Annotated in this window: 21 protein-coding genes; 14 read left to right on the top strand and 7 right to left on the bottom strand. The window is 69.7% G+C overall.

The window, feature by feature from the left end; all coding sequences use genetic code 11:
• The first annotated feature begins 271 nt into the window (after positions 1–271).
• From ACZ3IC_RS06870 to ACZ3IC_RS06845, 6 genes are all read left to right on the top strand, one after another.
• Complete coding sequence (locus ACZ3IC_RS06870; protein WP_467413359.1) at positions 272–1,417, top strand: hypothetical protein; 1,146 nt, start codon at positions 272–274, stop codon at positions 1,415–1,417.
• 33 nt (positions 1,418–1,450) lie between these two features.
• Positions 1,451–2,689, top strand: a complete 1,239-nt coding sequence (locus ACZ3IC_RS06865) for an MFS transporter (RefSeq protein ID WP_467413357.1) — start codon at positions 1,451–1,453, stop codon at positions 2,687–2,689.
• Between the two features lie 207 nt (positions 2,690–2,896).
• Positions 2,897–3,553, top strand: coding sequence for a class I SAM-dependent methyltransferase (locus ACZ3IC_RS06860; RefSeq protein ID WP_467413356.1), 657 nt, complete (start codon positions 2,897–2,899; stop codon positions 3,551–3,553).
• A gap of 26 nt (positions 3,554–3,579) precedes the next feature.
• Positions 3,580–4,515 carry an N-acetylmuramoyl-L-alanine amidase gene (locus ACZ3IC_RS06855; RefSeq protein ID WP_467413354.1) on the top strand — a complete coding sequence of 312 codons (936 nt, stop codon included), beginning with the start codon at positions 3,580–3,582 and terminating at the stop codon, positions 4,513–4,515.
• A 187-nt stretch (positions 4,516–4,702) separates the two neighbouring features.
• Positions 4,703–5,503 (top strand): hypothetical protein, encoded by an 801-nt coding sequence (locus tag ACZ3IC_RS06850; protein ID WP_467413352.1) that lies wholly within the window; start codon positions 4,703–4,705, stop codon positions 5,501–5,503.
• A gap of 122 nt (positions 5,504–5,625) precedes the next feature.
• A complete protein-coding gene (locus tag ACZ3IC_RS06845) occupies positions 5,626–6,633 on the top strand; it encodes an LLM class F420-dependent oxidoreductase (RefSeq protein ID WP_467413351.1) in 1,008 nt (335 codons plus the stop codon).
• Here ACZ3IC_RS06845 and ACZ3IC_RS06840 read toward each other — a convergent pair.
• From ACZ3IC_RS06840 to ACZ3IC_RS06810, 7 genes are all read right to left on the bottom strand, one after another.
• The gene (locus ACZ3IC_RS06840; RefSeq protein ID WP_467413350.1) at positions 6,626–7,198 is read right to left on the bottom strand and encodes a VOC family protein; all 573 of its coding nucleotides are present in this window, start codon (positions 7,196–7,198) and stop codon (positions 6,626–6,628) included. The two genes, ACZ3IC_RS06845 and ACZ3IC_RS06840, sit on opposite strands and share 8 nt — an antisense overlap.
• Before the next feature lie 4 nt (positions 7,199–7,202).
• Complete coding sequence (locus ACZ3IC_RS06835; RefSeq protein ID WP_467413348.1) at positions 7,203–8,282, bottom strand: PHP domain-containing protein; 1,080 nt, start codon at positions 8,280–8,282, stop codon at positions 7,203–7,205.
• Between the two features lie 131 nt (positions 8,283–8,413).
• A complete protein-coding gene (locus ACZ3IC_RS06830) occupies positions 8,414–9,190 on the bottom strand; it encodes a maleylpyruvate isomerase family mycothiol-dependent enzyme (protein ID WP_467413347.1) in 777 nt (258 codons plus the stop codon).
• Between the two features lie 40 nt (positions 9,191–9,230).
• On the bottom strand, positions 9,231–9,779 hold the full coding sequence (locus ACZ3IC_RS06825) for a hypothetical protein (RefSeq protein ID WP_467414013.1): 549 nt from the start codon (positions 9,777–9,779) through the stop codon (positions 9,231–9,233).
• A 212-nt stretch (positions 9,780–9,991) separates the two neighbouring features.
• Positions 9,992–11,065: a prenyltransferase gene (locus tag ACZ3IC_RS06820; protein WP_467413346.1), complete on the bottom strand. Its 1,074-nt coding sequence runs from the start codon at positions 11,063–11,065 to the stop codon at positions 9,992–9,994.
• A complete protein-coding gene (locus tag ACZ3IC_RS06815) occupies positions 11,062–11,820 on the bottom strand; it encodes a class I SAM-dependent methyltransferase (protein ID WP_467413344.1) in 759 nt (252 codons plus the stop codon). The genes ACZ3IC_RS06820 and ACZ3IC_RS06815 overlap by 4 nt, the downstream gene beginning before the upstream one ends.
• A gap of 63 nt (positions 11,821–11,883) precedes the next feature.
• The gene (locus tag ACZ3IC_RS06810; protein WP_467413343.1) at positions 11,884–13,212 is read right to left on the bottom strand and encodes a glycosyltransferase family 4 protein; all 1,329 of its coding nucleotides are present in this window, start codon (positions 13,210–13,212) and stop codon (positions 11,884–11,886) included.
• Between the two features lie 230 nt (positions 13,213–13,442).
• On the opposite strand from ACZ3IC_RS06810, the gene ACZ3IC_RS06805 reads away from it, so the two are divergent.
• The 8 genes from ACZ3IC_RS06805 to ACZ3IC_RS06770 all read left to right on the top strand — a co-directional run bounded on the left by ACZ3IC_RS06805 (position 13,443) and on the right by ACZ3IC_RS06770 (position 20,509).
• A complete protein-coding gene (locus tag ACZ3IC_RS06805) occupies positions 13,443–14,054 on the top strand; it encodes a TetR family transcriptional regulator (protein WP_467413342.1) in 612 nt (203 codons plus the stop codon).
• Between the two features lie 110 nt (positions 14,055–14,164).
• Entirely contained in the window at positions 14,165–14,530 is a 366-nt protein-coding gene (locus ACZ3IC_RS06800) for a DUF4190 domain-containing protein (RefSeq protein ID WP_467413340.1), read from the top strand.
• A 238-nt stretch (positions 14,531–14,768) separates the two neighbouring features.
• The gene (locus ACZ3IC_RS06795; RefSeq protein ID WP_467413339.1) at positions 14,769–16,010 is read left to right on the top strand and encodes a substrate-binding domain-containing protein; all 1,242 of its coding nucleotides are present in this window, start codon (positions 14,769–14,771) and stop codon (positions 16,008–16,010) included.
• 3 nt (positions 16,011–16,013) lie between these two features.
• Positions 16,014–16,805, top strand: coding sequence for an ABC transporter ATP-binding protein (locus ACZ3IC_RS06790; protein ID WP_467413337.1), 792 nt, complete (start codon positions 16,014–16,016; stop codon positions 16,803–16,805).
• A complete protein-coding gene (locus tag ACZ3IC_RS06785) occupies positions 16,802–17,572 on the top strand; it encodes an ABC transporter ATP-binding protein (protein ID WP_467413335.1) in 771 nt (256 codons plus the stop codon). Before ACZ3IC_RS06790 ends, ACZ3IC_RS06785 begins: the two co-directional genes overlap by 4 nt.
• A complete protein-coding gene (locus ACZ3IC_RS06780) occupies positions 17,572–18,459 on the top strand; it encodes a branched-chain amino acid ABC transporter permease (RefSeq protein ID WP_351794278.1) in 888 nt (295 codons plus the stop codon). Before ACZ3IC_RS06785 ends, ACZ3IC_RS06780 begins: the two co-directional genes overlap by 1 nt.
• Positions 18,456–19,610 carry a branched-chain amino acid ABC transporter permease gene (locus ACZ3IC_RS06775; RefSeq protein ID WP_467413333.1) on the top strand — a complete coding sequence of 385 codons (1,155 nt, stop codon included), beginning with the start codon at positions 18,456–18,458 and terminating at the stop codon, positions 19,608–19,610. The genes ACZ3IC_RS06780 and ACZ3IC_RS06775 overlap by 4 nt, the downstream gene beginning before the upstream one ends.
• The gene (locus ACZ3IC_RS06770; protein WP_467413331.1) at positions 19,607–20,509 is read left to right on the top strand and encodes an alpha/beta hydrolase; all 903 of its coding nucleotides are present in this window, start codon (positions 19,607–19,609) and stop codon (positions 20,507–20,509) included. The genes ACZ3IC_RS06775 and ACZ3IC_RS06770 overlap by 4 nt, the downstream gene beginning before the upstream one ends.
• The last annotated feature ends 164 nt before the right edge of the window (positions 20,510–20,673 follow it).

Here is a 20,673-nt window from a genome sequence, read left to right as displayed (position 1 = left end):
GCGCATGCTTGGAACAGGTGTTCGGCAATCCCGACGAGCTGCCGGACGCCGATCCGCAACGGCATGTCCACGCGTCCCGCGCCATGTCCGCCGCACACTCCAGTAGGAAACTCGCCATTTTTGGCTCAATAAGCAGACGAGACCTGATCACTCTTCTGGTGAATGCTTGATGTACGGCCCATAAAGCTCGATTGGGGCGGCGGGAGCCTGTGCCGAATGAGGCAGCCTCGTAAATCATCGGATTTCAGACATTCAGAAGGGGTGTACCGAAATGACTGAAGTGCAGGCAGAAATCAAGTTGTCTACGGCAATCATGACGCACCCGGCACGAATTGATGCGGCTCGATCGTTGGCGGAATCCGTGGCGGAGCTGTCGCCAAAAATAGTGGTGGACCCGGCCCCCACTGGCCGAACAATCGAAAACTCCATTCGCTCCTGGAATTCGGTGGAGGACGACGCGACTCATCACTTGGTGCTTCAGGATGACTGCTATGTCAGCCACGACTTCATACCGGCGCTACGAAGTGCTGTGTCCTGCATGCCGAACTCCGCCCTTTCATTCTTCACCAGTTGGAGCTCTCGAACGTCGAACGTGGTACGCATTGCGGCATTGCACGGATCTCGATGGGCCGAGATCTGTGACAAATATCTGCCGTGCGTTGCCCTTGTGCTACCGGCACGGGCGGCCCGGTCGTTTTCCGCGGAATCACTCGACGGAACTCACGTCCATGACGATTTCGCACTGCTCGACCATGTGACCCGTCTCGGCATACGCGCTTATATGCATGTGCCAAATCTCGTTCAGCATTCCGAGCTTCCGACAGTTGCAGGAAATCTCATTGGCACACGACTCTCGGTCTGCTTCGATGATGATTCCGCAGAGATGGGGATCGGGAGCGGCACAACAGAAGCCGGAAAGATCCTCCCTCATTTTTCCTGGTCCAGGCGAGGCAACCAGTGGCTGTACAGAAAGGATACACACCGGCGATGGCGCGAGATAAATTGCGAAGAATCGACTCTTGAACACATGGGGATTGATCTGGACGAGATGAGCGATCGCTACGAGGAGGTCTGCCGGGCTTGGCCGGAGGCGACCGGAATTGTTGATGAGAGGTCCCAGTACTCCTTGTGGCTGAGCGCCTTTGGTCTCGGAATGACGGCCGCCGGCACAGGCAAAGTGGACCTCCATACCGCGGCGGCACGAAGGGCACTCGAAACGCTGGCACCCGGGGCATGGCGAGTGATGGCGCCGGACCAGGTGACGACGCGGTACAGAACCTCACTCACCGGGTTCGTCACCGCTGCCGTCGAGCTGGGGGATTCATACGTAAGGAACGGCACGGTTCCGGCCGTCCACGACATTTCATTGCCCGAAAATCTCCTTGGAGAGCTCGACCTCCCACCCGCATCGACCTGATGCCGAGGTGCCCTGTATTTCCGGAGAGGCAATATGAAGCTTCCAGGTGTCCTGGCAATCTATGGTGCGCCTGCTTACAGGTCCCACGTGGCGACCCTTATTACCGCCGGTGCGGCATCGTCCTGTGGGGTACCGCTTCTTCCCATCCATGTGACGACGACAGCGGGAGGCACTCTCTCCCAGGCGGGATACTTATCCACGACCTCATTACTGGGTTCCCTTGCGGGACTGGTTCTGGGGCATATCTCCGATCGCCGTAATTATCGTACCGGGATCATCCGAATCAGTGCACTGCTGCTCAGCCTCGGATGGTTTGCAGTGGGCTGGACCCGTAACGTACCGGAAGTTCTTCTGGTCTCGACCTGCTTCCTTTCCCTCTCCACCGTCCTCAGCTCCCAGGTATTCGCCTCGATAGCGGTTTCTCGGGAATCCGAGGAGAGAGGGCGTGCCAAGGTGGCAAGTTCCCTCCGGGCATGTTTTTCACTGGGGTACGCGATCGGCCCTCTGGCGGGTTCCATGATTGCCGAGATCGGGGGAATCAAGACGGCTTTCATTTTATCCGCACTCCTGTATCTCAGCATCGCTTTCTTTGTGAAGAGTTCCGCACCCTCGAATCTCGATGGACCTCAGAAGGCAGAATCGCCCGGCGGTGCGACATCGGGAGGCTCGGGCAGACTGGCCTTCTTCTGTGCTCTTATATGCCTGGTGCTTGTGGGTGACTACCTGAAGGCTTCCTACCTGCCGATCTACATCGTCCATGACCTTGATTACTCAATGCTGGCCAACGGAGTTCTGCTCGGACTGTGCGCGGGACTTGAATTGATCGCCTTCCCGGTGATAGGGGCGATATCTTCGCGGTTCGGCGCCCCGTGGACCATGGCGATCGCAGTCGGAGTGGCCGCTCTGGGCTACAGCCTGCTGGCAGGCGTACCGCATATCGCAATTGTGTACGTGGTTCAGATTTCTCACGTCTGGGTATTTTCTGCGATTCATGGGGTCGGTCCGACCTACGCTCAGCGCCTCCTGGGGGCGCGTGTGGGTGCCGCTACGGCGTACTTCTTCTTCGCGGTCGCCGCCGGGAAGGTTCTGAGCGGCATAATCGGCGGGATGTTCGCGGTTCCTCTTGGTCTCCCAGGATTGTTCTGGGTTCCAGCCGTAATATGCGCCATTGTGTTCATTACGATGTCTTCCACCGTTGTGCTGACGCGGCGCGATCGGCCCCGGGGGGCAACGGAGCGGTCATGGGTGCCAAGAAACAATCTTGGTGCCTAGCGCAGCGATCCCGCGCCGCACAGGGTTGAATTCCGCGGTTGACCTGGGGCTCGGCCTCCCCCGCTTCATCGGAGAGACCGCCGGGTCACACCCCGGCCCGGGCTCACCCCGCGTACGCCCCCGCCGATGCCCTCGGCGGGGGCGTACGGCACGATGGGGCGCCGTCGAACACGTACCCCGGAAAACCGTCCCCACCAGGAGGAACCCGTGCCCGCCGAGTCCGTCGTCGAGCCCGAGCCCGAGATTCTCGCCGCCTTCCAGGCCGCCAAGGGCTTCATGCCTCTGCTCGAAGGACTCGCGCTGTACCGGGCCGCCGTCGAGGCCACCGCGCTGGGGCTGCCGATCCTTGAGGTCGGGACGTACTGCGGGCGCTCCACCCTCCTGCTCGCCGACGCCGCCCGGGCGGCCGGGGTGACGGCTCTGACCGTCGACCACCACCGCGGCAGCGAGGAGCAACAGCCCGGCTGGGAGTACCACGACCCGACCGTCGTGGACCCGGAGGTCGGCCGGATGGATACGCTGCCGACGTTCCGCCGGACCCTGCACGCGGCGGGTCTCGAAGACCACGTCGTGGCACTGGTCGGACGGTCTCCGCAGGTCGCGGCCGTGTGGGGCGGCAAGATCGGCTTGGTCTTCATCGACGGCGGTCACACCGACGAGCATGCGAACGGTGACTACGAGGGCTGGGCGCCGCATGTCGCCGAGGGCGGGCTGCTGGTGTTCCACGATGTGTTCCCGGACCCCGCGCACGGCGGCCAGGCCCCTTACCGGGTCTATCTGCGGGCGCTGGCCTCCGGCGCGTTCACCGAGGTGTCGGTGACGGATTCGCTGCGCGTGCTGCGCCGCACGGGAACCGGGATCTGATCCCGGCACCCCGATAGCATCGCGGGGTGCCGTACGACGACAGCGTTCCCCCCACTCCACGCCGCCGGCCCCTGTTCGCCGCCGCCGCGGTCGCAGCCGTGTGCCTGAGCGCCACGGGCTGCGGCGCGGACGGTGGCGGCAGCGGCGGGGCACAGGCTGAGCCCCGGCAGGGCAGCAGCGGTACCGCAACCGCCTCGCCGTCGAAGAGCGGTCCGGCGCCGGAGAGGGCGTCCGCATCGCCCACTCCGTCCGCGTCGCCCTCGAAGTCCTCGGGCGGCCGGGCCTCGGGGCCGCTGTCCGGGAAGACCGTCGTCATCGATCCCGGGCACAACCCGAACAACCATCTGCACACCCGCGAGATCAACCGTCAGGTGGACATCGGCACCACGCGCAAGGAGTGCGACACCACCGGCACCTCGACCGCCTCCGGATACGCGGAAGCCCGGTTCACCCTCGATGTGTCGCACCGGCTGCGCACGCTCCTGCAGGCGCAGGGGGCGAAGGTGGTGCTGACGCACGACAACGACCGCGCTTACGGGCCGTGTGTCGACGAACGTGCCCGGATCGGCAACGAAGCCGAGGCCGATGCGGTGGTCTCGGTGCACGCAGACGGTTCCGCGGTCGGCAACCGCGGCTTCCATGTGATCCTCCCCGCGCCGGTACGGGGCGGGGAGGCGGACACCTCGAAGATCGTCGAGCCCTCGCGCGATCTCGGCACCCGGATCGCCGGTCGCTTCGTCCGCGATACCGGAAGTACGCCTTCCAATTACGTGGGCGGCAATACCGGGCTGGACGTCCGCAAGGACCTGGGCGGACTGAATTTGTCGACCGTGCCCAAAGTGTTCATCGAATGCGGAAATATGCGTGATCCGCAGGACGCCGCCCTGCTCACCAGTGCGAGTTGGCGCCAGAAGGCGGCGCAGGGCATTGCCGATGGCATCAGCAGCTACCTGAAGGGGTAGTAAGAGGTAGTTCTGAGGCGAAATTGGGGGGATGTGCGTTCAACGCCCGGGCAGGGACACAACCCGCCCGGGCAGACGATAGATTCATCCGTACGATGGGGAGCCTGCCGCCGAGCTTCGCGCCGTGCCCGCCCTGCCGGTGGCACCGACGACCGCCCCGACGAGACGATCGACTAAGGACCTTCACGTGAATATCCGCTCCCTCACTCGAGGCGATGGCGTGGTGATCGGAGCAGCGGTCGTGCTGTTCATCGCCTCTTTCCTCGATTTCTACTCCTACGGCGATCTCAGCGTGAACGCGCCGAACTCCTGGGAATCGTTGGGCAACGCTATAGGCGTCTACATGGTCGGGGTGGCCGGTGCGGCACTGATCATCCTGTCCCGCTCCCAGCCCCAGCCCCGCAAGGTCGTAGGCCTGGATCTCGGACAGATCGGTGTCGCGGCCACGGTCTTCACCGCCTGGAACCTCTTCTGGACGATCATCGACCTCGGCCAGATCGACGCCGGTGCGGGTCTCGTCCTCGGCCTGATCGCCGCCCTGGCGCTGGCCGCGGGTGCGGTCGCCACCCCGCTGGTCCCCGCGCTCAAGGCCCCGCTGGCGGGCGCCCCGCGTCCGCAGGCCGTGCAGCCGCCGTACGGCGGCCAGCAGCAGCCCGGTCAGGGCTACGGCTACCCCGGTGCCCAGCAGCAGCCGTACGGCGCACAGCCGGGTCAGTCGCAGCCGTACGGTGCGCAGCCGCAGGCCGGTCAGCCGGAGCCGCAGCAGGCCCAGCCGACCCCGGCGGCCGGTGACTTCACGCCGTTCTGGTTCGCGGTGCCGGTGGCCCGCCCGCTGTACGCGGAGGACGGTTCGCCGTCGCCGATCGCCGAACTGGCGCCCGGCACCTGGTACCTCGCGGTGGAGCAGCGCGGTCCGGGCCTCATCGCCCAGACCCAGGACGGACGTCGCGGTGTGCTCCAGGACACCACGGGCATCCAGCGCGGCTGAGTCCACGCTCCCGCAGTACGAGCAGCGGCCTCTCGCCCCTTCCGGGCGGGGGGCCGCTGCCGTACTCTCCGTCCGTGCGTCAATGATCTGACGCTACGTCAGCAACGGTGGGAGGCAGCGGAATGCGGCTCGGACTCGCGCTCGGATACTGGGGCCGCGGCCCGAACCCCGCCCATCTGGAGCTGGCCCGGGAGGCCGAGGAGCTGGGGTACGAATCGGTGTGGACGGCGGAGGCCTGGGGCTCCGACGCGTTCACCCCGCTGACCTGGATCGCCGCACACACCTCCCGCATCCGACTGGGCACCGGTATCGCGCAGATGGCGGCACGCACCCCGACCGCGACCGCCATGCACGCCCTGACCCTCGACCATCTCTCCGGCGGCCGGATGATGCTCGGCCTGGGGCTGTCCGGGCCACAGGTGGTGGAGGGCTGGTACGGGCGGCCGTTCCCGAAGAGCCCGCTGACCGCGACCCGTGAGTACGTCGACGTCATCCGCCAAGTACTCAGCCGCGAGGCCCCCGTTGAGCTGGACGGGCGCTTCCACCCCCACCCGTACAACGGCCCGGGCGCCACCGGACTGGGCAGACCGCTGAAGCCGATCACCCATCCGCTGCGGCCCCGGCTCCCCGTACTGCTCGGGGCCGAGGGGCCGAGGAACATCGCGCAGACGACGAGGATCGCCGACGGCTGGCTGCCGCTGTACTGGTCTCCGCTGCGCACCGAGGTGTACGAGGCGTCGCTCACCGACCTCCCCGACGGATTCATGATCGCGCCGATGGCCCGCGCGCAGGTCTGTGACGATGTGGCCGAGGGGCTGCTGCCGGTGAAGGCGATGCTCGGCTTCTACATCGGTGGGATGGGGCACGCGGCCCGTAACTTCCATGCCGATCTGATGGCGCGGATGGGGTTCGAGGAGGAGGCGCGGCGGATCCAGCAGCTGTTCCTCGAAGGGCGCAAGGAGGAGGCGGTGCTGGCCGTGCCGGATGCGTTCGCCGATGAGATCTCGCTCGTCGGGCCTCGGCAACGGATCGCGGAGCGGCTGGAGCTGTGGCGCAGGGGGCCGGTGACCGATCTGCTGGTGACCGCACCGGACCCGCACACCCTGCGGGTGCTCGCGGAGCTCAACTAGGGCGAGCCGGGTCCTTCGGCCAGGCCCCGGTACCGACCGGCGCGGGCCGCACCCGCCGTCGCGGCGCGGTGCGCTCCCAGGGCTGGGGGTCGGGGTACGTCAGGAGTACCAGCGTGCTGCCCCATGGGGTACGCAGATACGCGAACCGGTTGCGCTCCCCCGCTTCGGGGCCCGGCAGCGGCTGCGCCTCCGCGAGCAGCAAGGCTCCCGCGGCCACACAGTCCCGCACGGCCGCGTCCAGATCGTCGGCGTAGAGCGCCACATGCTGCCAGCCGAAGTCGCAGGGCAGCACCGGCGGTTCCCGGCGGGGGCCCTGGAACTCGAACAGCTCGATGCCCGGGCCGTCGCCGGGAAGGGCCAGCATCCGGATCGCCAACTGCTGTGTGCCCGCCGGGACTCCGAGCCGCCGCTCGACGTCCGGCCCGCCCTGCGGGCGGTCATGGCGGCGCAGGGTGTCGTACAGCACCTCGGCGCCGAACGCCCTGGCAAGAAAGAGGGTGGCGGTCTCCAGGTCGGGGACCGTGACCCCGATGTGATCGATGCCTCGCACGCTTGTGGCCGTCATGGGTTCACCGCTCCTGTCCCGGGGCTGCGCAGACCGCCCCGTCCGCCCCGGAGCGGGCCCGCTCCGGGGTCGCGCCCCCGCGCGACCAGGCCAGCAGTTCGTCGGCCGACCACGTGGTGATGACGCGTTCCGCCGGGACGTGGCACTCCTCGGCGCGGGCGCAGCCGTGGATCTGCCAGTCCAACTGTCCGGGCGCGTGTGCGTCGGTGTCGATGGAGAACAGGGTGCCCGCGTCGACGGCGCGGCGCAGCAGCCGGCGGGGCGGGTCGAGCCGTTCGGGCCGGCTGTTGATCTCGACCGCGGTGCCCGCCTCCGCGCACGCGGCGAAAACCTCGTCCGCGTCGAACCGCGACTCCGGACGCCGCCGGCCGGTGATCAGCCGCCCGGTGCAGTGGCCGAGGATGTTCGCCCGCGGATGGCGGACGGCCGCGAGCAGGCGCCTGGTCATCGGGACGGCGTCCATCCGCAGTGCGGAGTGTGCGGAGACCACCACGACGTCCAGCTGTTCCAGCAGTTCCTCCTCCTGGTCGAGGGTGCCGTCGGGGAGGATGTCGCACTCGATGCCGGTGAGCAGCCGGAACGGCGCCCATCCCGCGTTGAGCAGGGCGACCGCATCCAGCTGCCGTCGCAGCCGCTCCGGGGAGAGCCCGTTCGCCACGGTCAGCCGGGGCGAGTGGTCGGTGAGGACCGCCCACTCATGGCCCAGCTCCGCCGCCGTGCGGCCCATCTCCTCGATCGGGCTGCCGCCGTCCGACCAGTCGGAGTGCAGATGGCAGTCGCCGCGCAGGAGGGCGAGGAGGCTTTCGCCGCCTTCGGGCAGTGGTACGGCGGCGGCCTCCTCCTCCAGCCGCTCCAGGTAGCCGGGTACCTTCCCGGCCGCCGCCTCGCGGATCACCTGCGCGGTCTTCGGTCCGATGCCTTTGACCGACTCCAGCGAGCCGTCCGCCACCCGCTGTGCGACCTCGCCGTCCGCCATCGCCGTCACCGCGTCGGCGGCCGTACGGAATGCCCGCACGCGGTAGGTTTCGGCCCTGCCGCGTTCCAGCAGGAAGGCGATCCGTTTCAGGGCGCGGACGGGCTCCATCGGCACCTCCCCAGGGGCCGCCGGACACAACGGGCTGTCCCCTCCAGCTTGGCTCAGCACCGCCCCGCCCGCACAACGGACAAGGACCGCGCAACAGGCAAAGGCCGCTCGCGGGCGGGACGGTGAAGGCATCAGCCGAACGCGGCGCGCTCCAGCCAGAAGTCCAGCAGCTCCGCGTCCCCGAGCACCTCGACCCGGTCGCTGTCCGCCGCGAGACGCCGGTTGAAGACCAGCATGATGTCGGTGAGCGGGCCCCGCAGCGCCACGGTCGCCTTCTCGTGGGCGCGCCGCCAGGTGAAGCCGTCCTCGCCGAACTCGATCAGCCACTCGGCTCCCGGCACGTCCGTGGCGTGCAGATAGATCGAGCGCCCGCCGCCGCGCAGTTCTGCGGCCGTCCTGTACCCCCCGGCCTGCATGAAGGCGACGATCTCCAGCCACTCCTCGATCGTGTCGGCGGCCGGCTCCGGTGCCACCTCGTAGCGGGTCTTCGCGGTGATCGCGGCGTCGGCCTGGTGGACGATCGTCTCGTGCGCCATGCGACGCGCCCAGAAGCCCGTGCTCCGCTCCCACCCCCAGGACCAGACCTCCTGGTGCGGACCCGCTTCCCGCAGCGCCTCGACGGTCTTCGCCGCGCCGTCCGCGAGCCAGGCGTCGAGGACGGCGGGGTCGTCGCCCTCGGGCGTGAACTCCGGCACCCGTTCCTCCGGGACCGCTTCGGTGGCCCGGGTGCGTACGATCTCGCCCGCCCAGCGATGGGCCCTGCCGAGATGGACGGCGAGATCGCGCAGGGTCCAGTCGGGGCAGGTCGGGACGGTCGCACCGAGGTCGGCACCCTTGATCGCCGCCCTCAACTCGTCGGTGTGGACAATGATTTCGTCACAGCAGAGGTCGTGCGGGAGTGCGCTCATACCGCGCACCGTAGTGTGCCGCACCCCCTCCCGCCTGTGATTATCCGCCGAGCTGAGAGGTGGTGGGAACCTTGTCCTTCACCTCGGCGCCCGCGCTCTTGCCCGCGGCCTTGATGCCGCTGATCACGCCCTCGAAGGCGCCGATGTCGCCTTCGCCCGCCTCGCCCTTGCGGAGCTTGTCGCCGAGCCCCTTGAGCGACTCGATACCCGCCGTCAGCGGCGCGACCGCCTTCGACAGCAGCGGGTCGCCCTTGGCGTTGACCACCGCGGCCTTCAGCCGGTTGTAGGCGAAGCCGCCCGCGAGCCCGGCCTTGACCAGAGCGAGAGTCCGCCCGTCCGCGCCCTTCTTGAACGTGCCCGCACGGTACGGCTTCACGATCCACTGGTACGTCGCTCCGGCCGCGAGCCCCGCATTGGCGACGAACCGAGTCTTGGCGAACTTCTGTGCCTCGGCCGAGGACGTGCCGCTCGGGGACGCAGCGCTGCTCGTGCCGCTGCTGTCGTTGCCGCACGCGGTGGCGCTCACCAGCATGGTGCAGGACAGCAGCAGCGAGACGAGCAGACGGCGGAGCGGTACGGGACGGTTCACGGCAGAACTGAGCACAGCGGGCCTCCCTGGGCCGGGCGCATCACAGCGATCTCTACAGTGAGTGACACGTCTCGACACTCTCCGTAAGGCTCGCCCGCCCCCGGGCGGTGTGCCACTCGGGGGCGCCGTCCGGGTCCCTCCGCCGTGGGACGGCAACCGGAACCGGCCGGACCCGGCACTCCGCGGGGCAGGCGGGACCTTCGAACCACGCCCTAGCCGCAGCAGTCGGGTTCCAGCCCGCGCGGCAGCCGTTCGCCGCCGAACACCGCGGTGGTCGCCTCGTCGCCGCCGAGTGCGGCCACCGCGAGCAGCAGCGAACCGGCGGTCCAGGTGGTGAGCTCCTCCGGCCAGAACGCCCGGTTGCCCTCGAAGACATACCCCGTCCAGTACATCCCGCCTTCGGCGCGCAGATGCTGGATGGACTGAAGGATCTCCAGCGCCCGGTCGGACTCGCCCATCACCCACAGCGCCAGGGCGAGTTCACAGCTCTCGCCGCCGGTCACCCACGGGTTGGGCAGCACACAGCGCACCCCGAGGCCGGGGACCACGAAGCGGTCCCAGCCCTCCTCCATCCGCTCCTTGGCGGCCGTCCCGGTGAGCGCGCCGCCGAGGACCGGGTAATACCAGTCCATCGAGTAGCGGCTCTTGTCCAGGAAGCGTTCGGGGTGGTTGCGGATCGCGTGGGCCAGAGCGCCGGTCGCCAACTCCCAGTCGGGCTGCGGCTCTTCGCGCCGTTCGGCGAGGGCGAGCGCGCAGCGCAGCGCCTGGTGGATGGAGGAGCAGCCGGTCAGCAGCGCCTCGGCGACGGGTGTTCCGTCGGCTTCGCGCTTCCAGCCGATCTGGCCGCCGGGCTGCTGGAGCCGGAGCACGAATTCGACGGCGGCGTAGACGGTCGGCCACATCCGGTCGACGAACGCGTCGTCGCCGGTTGCGAGGTAGTGGTGCCAGACGCCGACGGCCACGTACGCGCAGAAGTTGGTTTCCAGACCGCGGTCGGTCGGCTGCTCCGGGTCTCCGTCGTGGTACGCGGCGTACCAGGAGCCGTCCTCGTTCTGGTGCCGGGCCAGCCAGTCGTACGCGCGTTCCGCGGCGGCGTGCTCGCCGGCCGCGTCGAGGGCCATGGCGGCCTCGGTGTGGTCCCACGGGTCGAGGTGGTGGCCGCGGAACCAGGGCAGCGCACCGTCCTCGCACTGCGCGGCGAGGAGGGCTGCGACGGTCTCGGCGGCCTGCTCGGCGGTGAGGACTCCGGGCAGTACGAGGTGTTCGGTCTGCTCGGGAGTGGTCACGCCTCGGCCCTGAAGAGGTCCTCGGCGGCCGCGGCCACGGGCAGGTGCGGCTTGGTCGCGTACGCCACGAAGCTCTTGCCGACGACCGGGTTGAGCAGCTGCTCGGCGACCCGGGTGACGGTCGGCTTCTTCATGATGTCCCAGACCAGCAGCTTGTGGTACGCGCGGACCGGCAGCGCTTTGTCGTTGTCCACCCCGAACGCGCACTTCAGCCACCAGTACGGCGAGTGCAGGGCGTGGGCGTGGTGGGTGCCGTACGGCTTGAGGCCGGCGCCGCGGATCTTGCCGAGCAATTCGTCGGCCCGGTAGATGCGGATGTGGCCGCCCTCGACCTCGTGGTACGCGTCGGAGAGCGTCCAGCAGACCTTCTCGGGGCCGTAGCGTGGCACGGTGATCGCGATCCGGCCGCCGGGCTTGAGGACCCGGACCATCTCGGCGAGCACACCCTTGTCGTCGGGGATGTGCTCCATCACCTCGGAGATGATCACGACGTCGAAGGACTCGTCGGGGAACGGCAGATTGAGCGCGTCGCCCTCCATCGCGGTGGCGGTGGCGCCCTCGGGGGCCTCCCCCGCCTCCTTCATCGCGGCGAACCACTTCGCGACCTCGCGGATCTCCTCGCCGTTCCGGTCGAGTGCCACGACCTGGGCGCCGCGCCGGTAGCACTCGAAGGCATGGCGTCCGGCGCCGCAGCCCAGGTCGAGCACTCGGTCACCTGCGGCGAGCGGGAAGCGGGTGAAGTCCACGGTCAGCACGGATGCCTGCTTTCGCGGTCGAGGGGGATCAGTGGGCGGGGACGACGGGGGCGGACGGCGGTGTCAACGACGGCCGCCGCGCGCGGTGCCCGCGCGGGCGGCGATCGCCTCGCGGTAGAGGGCGGCGGTGCCGATGGCGGCCTGCTTCCAGGTGAACCGGGAGAGCACCCGGGCGCGGCCCGCGGCGCCGAGCCGGGCCCGCAGCTCCGGGTCGCCGAGCAGCCGGCCGAGCGCGTCGGCCAGCGCCCCGGCGTCGGCGGGCGGGACCGCCAGACAGGTCTCGCCGTCCGGGCCCGCGACCTCGGGGATCGCACCGCCGGTGGTGGCGACGAGGGGCGTGCCGGTGGCCATGGCCTCGGCAGCGGGCAGCGAGAAGCCTTCGTACAGCGAGGGGACGCAGGCGATCCGGGCGCTGCGCACCAGGTCGACGAGTTCGGCGTCGCTTATGCCCTTGACGAACTCGACGGCGTCCTGGAGTCCGTGCCGCTCGATGGCCTGCGCGACCGGTCCGTCCTCGGCCCGCTTGCCGACGACCACGAGGTGCGCCTGTGGGTTCTCGGTACGGAGCTTGGCGAGGGCCTCGACGAGGTGGACGAGGCCCTTCAGCGGGACGTCGGCGCTGGATGTGGTGACGATCCGGCCGGGTACCTCGGCGACCGAGGGGTCGGGCGACCACAGGTCGGTGTCCGCGCCGATGTGCACGACGTGGATACGGTCGCCCCGCACCCCGAGATGGTCGACGATCTCCTGCTTGGAGGAGCCGGAGACGGTGAGCACAGAGGGCAGTCGGCGCGCGACCCGCTTCTGCATGCGGGTGAAGGCGTACCAGCGGCGAACAGAGGCGCGCCGGCGACGGGTCTCGGCAGCGTCCAGGTCCAACTGCCGGTCGACCGTGATGGGGTGGTGGATCGTGGTGACGAGCGGGGCGCCGAGGTTCGCCAACAGCCCGTATCCGAGGGTCTGGTTGTCGTGGATGACGTCGAACTCGCCGCGACGGGCGGCGAGATGACGCCGGGCGCGCAGGCTGAAGGTGAGGGGTTCCGGGAAGCCGCCGGTCCACATGGTGGCAACCTCGGCGGCGTCGATCCAGTCCCGGTACTCGCCGCGCTTCGGGGTACGGAAGGGGTCGGGCTGGCGGTAGAGGTCCAGGCTCGGCAGCTCGGTGAGCGGGACGCCCTCGTCGAGCACCGGATAGGGCTGGGCGCCGATCACTTCGACGCTGTGGCCGAGGCGGGCGAGCTCGCGGCCGAGGTGGCGTACGTAGACGCCCTGGCCGCCGCAGAACGGGTTGCCTTTGTAGGTGAGGAGTGCGATGCGCAACGGACGGTCGTCGGCGGTTCCCGGCGTGTCGCTGCCCGTGCGGGGGCCCGTCTCTATGGCCTCAGCGGTCACACTCGGCCCCCTTCTCACTGCGTGTTCGCCGGAGCGTAACCGCTCACGCTAATCTAGAACAAGTTTCAGACTGGGTCGTTCAATGAGATACGAATCTACCGGCAGGTAGCGTCGGTGCAACGGCCGGATCAGGTGATTCGCGCCACGACCGGCCACCCTGGCATGCTGTGCGCCGCCGGGAGACCGAGCGCCTCCCTCCGGTTGCGGACAGAAGCCATGGATGGGGAGACATGACAGCGGAAGCCAAGCCGGCATCGCCGCCCCTGACGGAGCGACAGGAGGCCCGCCGCCGCCGCATCCTGCACGCCAGCGCCCAGCTCGCCGGCAAAGGCGGATTCGAGGCGGTGCAGATGCGTGAGGTCGCGGAGGCCGCCGAGGTCGCCCTGGGTACGCTGTACCGCTACTTCCCGTCCAAGATCCATCTGCTGGTCGCCACCATGCAGGACCAGCTCCAGCACATGCACACGACGCTGCACAAGCACCCCCCGGCCGGGGACGACGCGGCGCAGCGGGTCGCCGACACCCTGATGCGGGCGTTCCGCGCGCTGCAGCGCGAACCGCATCTGGCGGATGCGATGGTGCGGGCTCTGACCTTCGCGGACCGCAGCGTCAGCCCGGAGGTGGACACCGTCTCGCGGATCACGACGGCGATCATCCTGGACGCGATGGGCCTGGAGCATCCGACGCCGGAGCAGCTGTCCGCGGTCCGGGTCATCGAGCACACCTGGCACTCGGCGCTGATCACCTGGCTGTCGGGGCGGGCGTCGATCGCCCAGGTGAAGATAGACATCGAGACGGTGTGCCGGCTGATCGACGTGACGGCGCCCCGGGACGCGTCCTGACGGGTCGCGCCCTGGAGGATCTTTCATCACACATCCCTCACCGCTCCGTTCGGAAATACCACAGACCTCTCCTTAGCATGGTCATGACCAGCATCGAGGGAGAGGAAGACATGGCTGACCAGTCAGGCAGTGCAGGCGGCGCGGCGGGAACTCAGGCCCCGGCCGCATACCCGGGGGGCTTGCCGGGCCACGGCGCCCAGCCGCCGAACGGCTACGGGTACCCCGCCGGCGCCCCGCTGCCCAGCGGCAAGGCGACGGCCTCGATGGTGCTCGGCATCGTCGGGCTGCTGCTGATCCCGATCATCCCGCCGATCATCGCGCTGTGCCTCGGCATCTCGGCCCGACGCATGGCCGACCGGGGCGAGGGTGGCGGCCGCGGCCAGGCGACCGCCGGAATGGTGATGGGCATCATCGGCATCGCGTTCGCCGCCCTCGGTGTGGTCGTGGCCACGGCAAGCGCGCTCTCCGCCATCTGACGGACCATCACCGCCCACGACCCCGACACATCGGCGCCGTGGGCAGCCCGGGGGCCGGACGGTGCGACGCCCGGCTCCGGCTGCCCACGTACGGCCCCTGGCGCGGCTCGCGCCCCGGCCCATGTGAGCCCCCCACACGTGTACCGCGCCAGGTGGGGCGCCCTGCACCATGTCGACGGCGGCACGGTGTTCATACGGTTCGGCGACATCACATGAACACGCCGAGGAGCCGTTCACCATGCGTCGCAGAGCCATAGGCAGCGCCCGTCACCACAGATCCCTCACCGCCGTCGTCACACTGGCCTCGGCCGGTCTCCTGCTGGTGGGATGCACCGCCGCCGGAAAGGCGGGTGAGGCCGGGGCCGGCGAGGACGGCAAGGACTCGACCGTCAAGGTGGGCCTGGTCTACTCCAGGACCGGGCTGCTCGCGGACTACGGGAAGCAGTACCGGGACGGGTTCATGGCGGGCCTGGACTACGCGACGAAGGGCACGCGCAAGGTCGCCGGGCACCGGATCGAGGTCACCGAGCAGGACGACGCGGGCGACCCGGGCAAGGCGGTCTCCGCCGCCAAGAACCTGATCGGCAAGGGCTACAAGGTGCTGGCCGGCACCACCGATTCCGGGGTGGCCCTCCAGATGGCGCCGCTCGCCGCCCAGAACAAGGTGCTGTACATCAGCGGCCCTGCCGCCACCGACGCCGTGACCGGCATCAACGACTACACCTTCCGCTCGGGCCGGCAGTCCTACCAGGACATCCTCACCGCCGGGACGATGCTCGGCGAGGCCAAGGGCAAGAAGGTCACGGTGCTGGCCCAGGACTCCACCTTCGGCCAGGCCAATGTCGCCGCCGTGAAGGCCGTCCTCGGCTCCAAGGGCGCGAACGTCGGCTCCGTACTGGCTCCGCCCAGCGCCACGGACCTGACCCCGTTCGCCCGGCAGGTGAAGGCGGGCGGGCCCGATCTGGTCTTCGTCGCCTGGGCGGGCTCCACCGCACCGGCGCTGTGGACCGCGCTGGACCAGCAGGGCGTGCTGGGGGCGAGCAAGGTCGTCACGGGCCTCGCCGGAACGGCCTCGTACCCGATCTTCGGGAACGCCGGTTCCAAGGTGTCGTTCCTGGCGCACTACTTCGCCGGTGCGGGCGGCAACAACGCCGCGGAGAAGGCCATGCTCGACTCGGTCACCAAGGCCGGCGGCACCCCGGACCTGTTCACCCCCGACGGCTTCACCGCGGCACAGATGGTCGTGCGCGCCGTCGAGGAAGGCGGAGCCACCGATTCCGCCGCGATGGTGAAGGCTCTGGAGGGCTGGAGCTTCGACGGGGTGAAGGGCAAGGTGCAGGTCCGCGCCGAGGACCACGCACTGGTGCAGCCGATGTTCGTCGCGAAGCTCAAGGGGAAGGGCGCCGATGCCCGGCCCGAGCTGGTGAGCACCGAGCCGATGGACAAGGTGGCGCCGCCCGCGAAGCCCTCGGCGGGCTGACCGATGACCGCACCGGACATCACCGCAGAACGCGCGGGCGGGGCGCAGGCCGCCGCCCCGGTGCTCCAACTGACCGGGCTCGGCTGGGGCGTCGGCGGGGCGACGATCGTCGAGGACGTCACGCTGAGCGTCCACGAGGGCGAGTTCCTCGCCTTCATCGGCCCCAACGGAGCCGGCAAGACCTCCCTGTTCAACCTGATCAGCGGGCTGACCATGGCCACGTCGGGCACGATCGCGCTGGATGGCACGGACATGACCGGCCACCCCGCGCACGCGCGGGCCAGGCGCGGCATCGGCCGCACGTTCCAGACGTCCAGCCTCTGGCCGGGCATGAGCGTGGCCGACCACGTCCGGCTGGCCGCTCAGGCGGCCGGGGGCGGCTCGTACCGGCTGTGGCGGCGCGCCTCCCCGTACACCGCCGAGGTGAACGGCGTACTGGAACGCACCGGCCTCGGCCACCGGGCACGGGCGATGGCGTCCGAGCTGTCGCACGGCGAGAAGCGGAAGCTGGAGCTGGCGGTGCTGCTGGTGGGCGAGCCGCGGCTGATGCTGCTGGACGAGCCGATGGCCGGGGTCAGCGCGGAGGAGGTCCCCGCGCTCACCGAACTGATTCGCACCCTGCACCGGGACGAGGGCCGCACCGTCCTGATGGTCGAGCACCACATGGACGTCCTGCTGGGCCTGGCCGACCGGCTCGCCGTGATGCACCACGGCCGGCTGCTGGCGCTGGACACCCCCGAGGCCGTGACGGCCGACCCGACCGTGCAGCAGGCCTACCTCGGGGAGGGGCTATGACGACAGGGACCCTGCTCGCCGTACGGGACCTGCGGGTCCTGATCGGCGGCCGGCACATCCTGCACGGCGTGGACCTGGACGTCGCCCGTCACGGGGTGACCGCGCTCCTGGGCCGCAACGGCGCCGGGAAGACCACGACCGTACGCGGCGTACTCGGCCTCGTCCCGCGCGCCGGCAGCGTGCGGCTGGACGGCGAGGAGACCGTGTCGATGCCCACCCACACCGTGGTGCGGCTCGGCATCGGTTACGCCCCCGAGGACCGGGGCATCTTCGCCGGGCTGACCGTCGCGGAGAATCTCCGGCTGGCCGAGCGGCGCGGCGCGGGCGAGCCCGCCTACGCACTCGTCCATGAGCTGTTCCCCGAACTGAAGCGCCGGGAGCGGCAGTTGGCCGGGACACTGTCCGGCGGGCAGCAGCAGATGGTGGCCATCGGCCGCACGCTCCTCAACGGCAACCGGCTGATCATCGCCGACGAACCCACCAAGGGTTTGGCACCCAAGGTGGTCACCGAGGTCGCCCAGGTGCTGGAGCGGGCCGCCGAGGCGGTGCCGGTGCTGCTCGTGGAACAGAACCTCGCCGTCGTACGACGCCTGGCCGAGCACTGTGCGGTGCTCGCCGACGGCCGGACGGCCCATCAGGGACCGGCCGCCGAACTGCTGGGCGATGCGGAGGCGGCACGGCGACTGCTGGGCGTGGGACACGGTCCGGCAACAACGCCCCGGCCATCGCCGGCAGTGACTCCTTCGACCGTGGAGGCGGACTCCTGATGTCCACCGTCGTTCTGCTCACCATGACCGGACTCGGTCTGGGGGCGCTCTACTTCCTGATCGCATCGGGACTTTCACTGATCTTCGGCCTGATGGACGTGCTCAACTTCGCGCACGGGGCGCTGCTCTCCATCGGCGCGTACGGCACCTGGTGGGCGGCGTCCGGCAATCTGCCCGGCGCCGGCCCCGACGGTGCGGGCTTCGTCCTCGCGGTCCTGTTCGGTACGGCGGTGGGCACCGCTGCCGCCGTGCTGCTGGAACTCGCCGTCGTCCGCCCGCTCTACACCAGGCCGCGCGAACAGGTCCTCGCCACGGTCGGGGTGGGGCTCGCCGTCCCGGCGTTGCTGTCGGGGATCTGGGGCTCGGACGCCCTGACCTTCCCGGGACCGAAGGCGCTGTCCGGCACCTTCGGCCTGCTCGGCGCCCAGGTCCCGGTCAACCGGCTGGTACTGGTCGCGGCGGCCGTCGTCGTACTCGTGGCACTGCGGCTCTTCCTCGGCCGCACCCGGCACGGTCTCGTCGTACGGGCCGGGGTCGAGGACCGGGCGATGGTCACCGCCCTCGGTATCGACGTGCGGAAGGCGTTCACGCTCGTCTTCGCGATCGGCGGCTGCGCCGCTGCGCTCGGCGGGGCACTCGGCGGCCTGTACTTCGGCTCGGTCGACCCCCGTCAGGGAACCTCGCTGCTGATCTTCGCATTCGTCGTGGTGGTCACCGGGGGCATGGGCTCGGTGACCGGCGCCGCCGTGGCGTCCGTCGTCATCGGCCTGGTCCAGCAGTTCGCCAACTACTACACCGCAGCGGGCCTCGGCGACCTGGCCGTCGTCGTCCTGCTCGCCGCGCTGCTGCTCGTACGGCCGCGCGGACTGACCGGGAGGCTCGCGTGAGCACCGTCACCGAGACACACGACCGCACCGGCGACAGACACACGGTCGCACCGGGCGCAGGGAACACAGCCCGGCTGCTGCGCCGCTGGTGGCCCGCCGCCGCACTGCTGATCCTCTTCGTCGCGCCGTACAGCGCACTGCCGCTGCCCGGCGTCCTCGACGGCCCGATCGGCAGCCCGGGAAGTCTCCAACTGCTCGCCACCTGCCTGCTGTTCGGAGCGCTTGCGACCGGTTACGACCTGCTGGTGGGGCGCACCGGCCTGCTCTCCTTCGGGCATGCGCTCTACTTCGCCACGGGCAGCTACGCCACCAATATGTTCCTGATGGAGGCGGGCCTCCCGTTCGCCGTGTCCGCACTGCTCGGACTGTGCTTCGGGATCGCGCTCGCGCTGGTCCTGGGGTCGGTGAGCCTGCGGGTCACCGGCATCGGCTTCTCCATGGTGACGCTGGCCTTCGCCCAGGCGGGCTCCATCCTGGTCTCCCGCAACCCCGGTGGATTCACCGGCGGTGAGGAGGGCCGGGCCGCCCCCGCCGATCTGCTGCCGTCCGGGCTCGTGGGCATCGAGAACACCGCGAACCTCTACTGGTTGGCACTCGCCTATCTGGTCCTCACCCTTGCCGTCGTCCACTGGGCGGTCCGCTCCCCCACCGGACGGGTCTGGGAGGGCATCAAGGAGAACGAACGCCGGGTGGAGGTACTGGGGTTGAAGCCGTACGGCTTCAAGCTGACGGCCTTCGTCCTGGCGGGCGCGCTGGCCACGCTGGGCGGCCTCGTCCATCTGCTGCTCACCGGCGGCTCGACCCCCCAGACGACCACCTCCGACTTCACCCTCTCTCTGCTGGTGATGGTGGTGCTGGGCGGATCGGGCACCCGCTGGGGTCCGATGGTCGGCGGTATCCTCTACACGTGGGCCGATCACCGGCTCGGCGATCTCGCCGGGTCGGGCGCGGTCGCCGATCTGCCCGCGCTGCTGCGGGTGCCGCTCTCGCAGCCGCTGTTCCTGCTCGGTGTGCTGTTCGTGGCCGTGGTACACCTTCTGCCGGGCGGCCTGGCCCGGCTGCCGTCCCGGCTGGCCGCGGTACGCCGCAGGCCCGCCGCCACCGAAACGCTCCCGGCCGAGAAGGCCCGGAAGGAGAACGGACGCCCGTGATTCCGTACGAAGAGGTACAGGTCCCCGTGACCGGGGGCGAGTTGGCGGTAATCCGGTGGCCGGCCCGTGAGCCGGGCGCGCCGGTCGTCGTCGCCGTGCACGGCATCACGGCCAACGCGCTGTCCTGGGGCCCGGTGGCGAGGCTGCTGGACGGCCGCGTCACCCTGATTGCCCCGGACCTGCGCGGCCGGGCCGGGAGTTCGGCCCTGCCGGGACCGTACGGGATCGCCACGCACGCCGATGACATCGCCGCCCTGACCGAGGCCCTGGGCCTGGACCGGGTGGTGCTGGCGGGCCATTCGATGGGCGCGTTCGTGGCGGCGCTGGCCGCCGTACGGCACCCGGAAAGGTTCGGGCCACTGCTGCTGGTCGACGGCGGCATCGGCTTCCCGGCCCCCACGCATCTCGCCCCGGACGAGCTGTTGACCGCCGTGATCGGCCCGGCCATGGACCGGCTGTCGATGACCTTTCCCGACCGGGCCGCCTACCGCTCGTTCTGGCAGGCGCACCCCGCGTTGGCGGATGCATGGTCGGACGAGGTGGATGCGTACCTCCAGCGCGATCTGACCGGGGACGAACCCGCCATGCACTCCACCTGCCGGATCGAGGCGGTACGCGCCGACGGCATGGGCCTGTTCGACGAGGAGGTCCTGACGGCGGTACGGAAGCTGCCTGCTCCGGCGACGCTGCTGTGGGCACAGCGGGGCCTGATGAACGAGGAGCAGGGCCTGTACGACGAGACCCGCCTGGCGGCGGCCGACCTCGGAGGCACGGAGGTGACACCGGTACTGGTACCGGACGTCAACCACTACACGCTGCTGACGGGTGACGCGGGCGGCGGCGAGATCGCACGCCACTTGCTGGACCTGTCCGGCACCCCGACCCCGTCCGGCACCTGAGGACACCCACGAGCCCACCCGCGCATGCCCCGGCCCGCCGGGCAAAATCCAGCCCGTCCGGCACTTGAGGACACCCTCCAGCCCGTCCGGCGCTTGAGGACATCTTCCGGCCCGTCCGGCGCTTGAGGACAGAAGACAACAGAACGCACCCCGGGCGGCCGGAC

It is taken from the genome of Streptomyces sp. NPDC002958 (assembly GCF_055563255.1).
The sequence above is the reverse complement of the archived record's forward strand: the minus strand, read 5'-3'. Positions and strand labels throughout refer to the sequence as shown.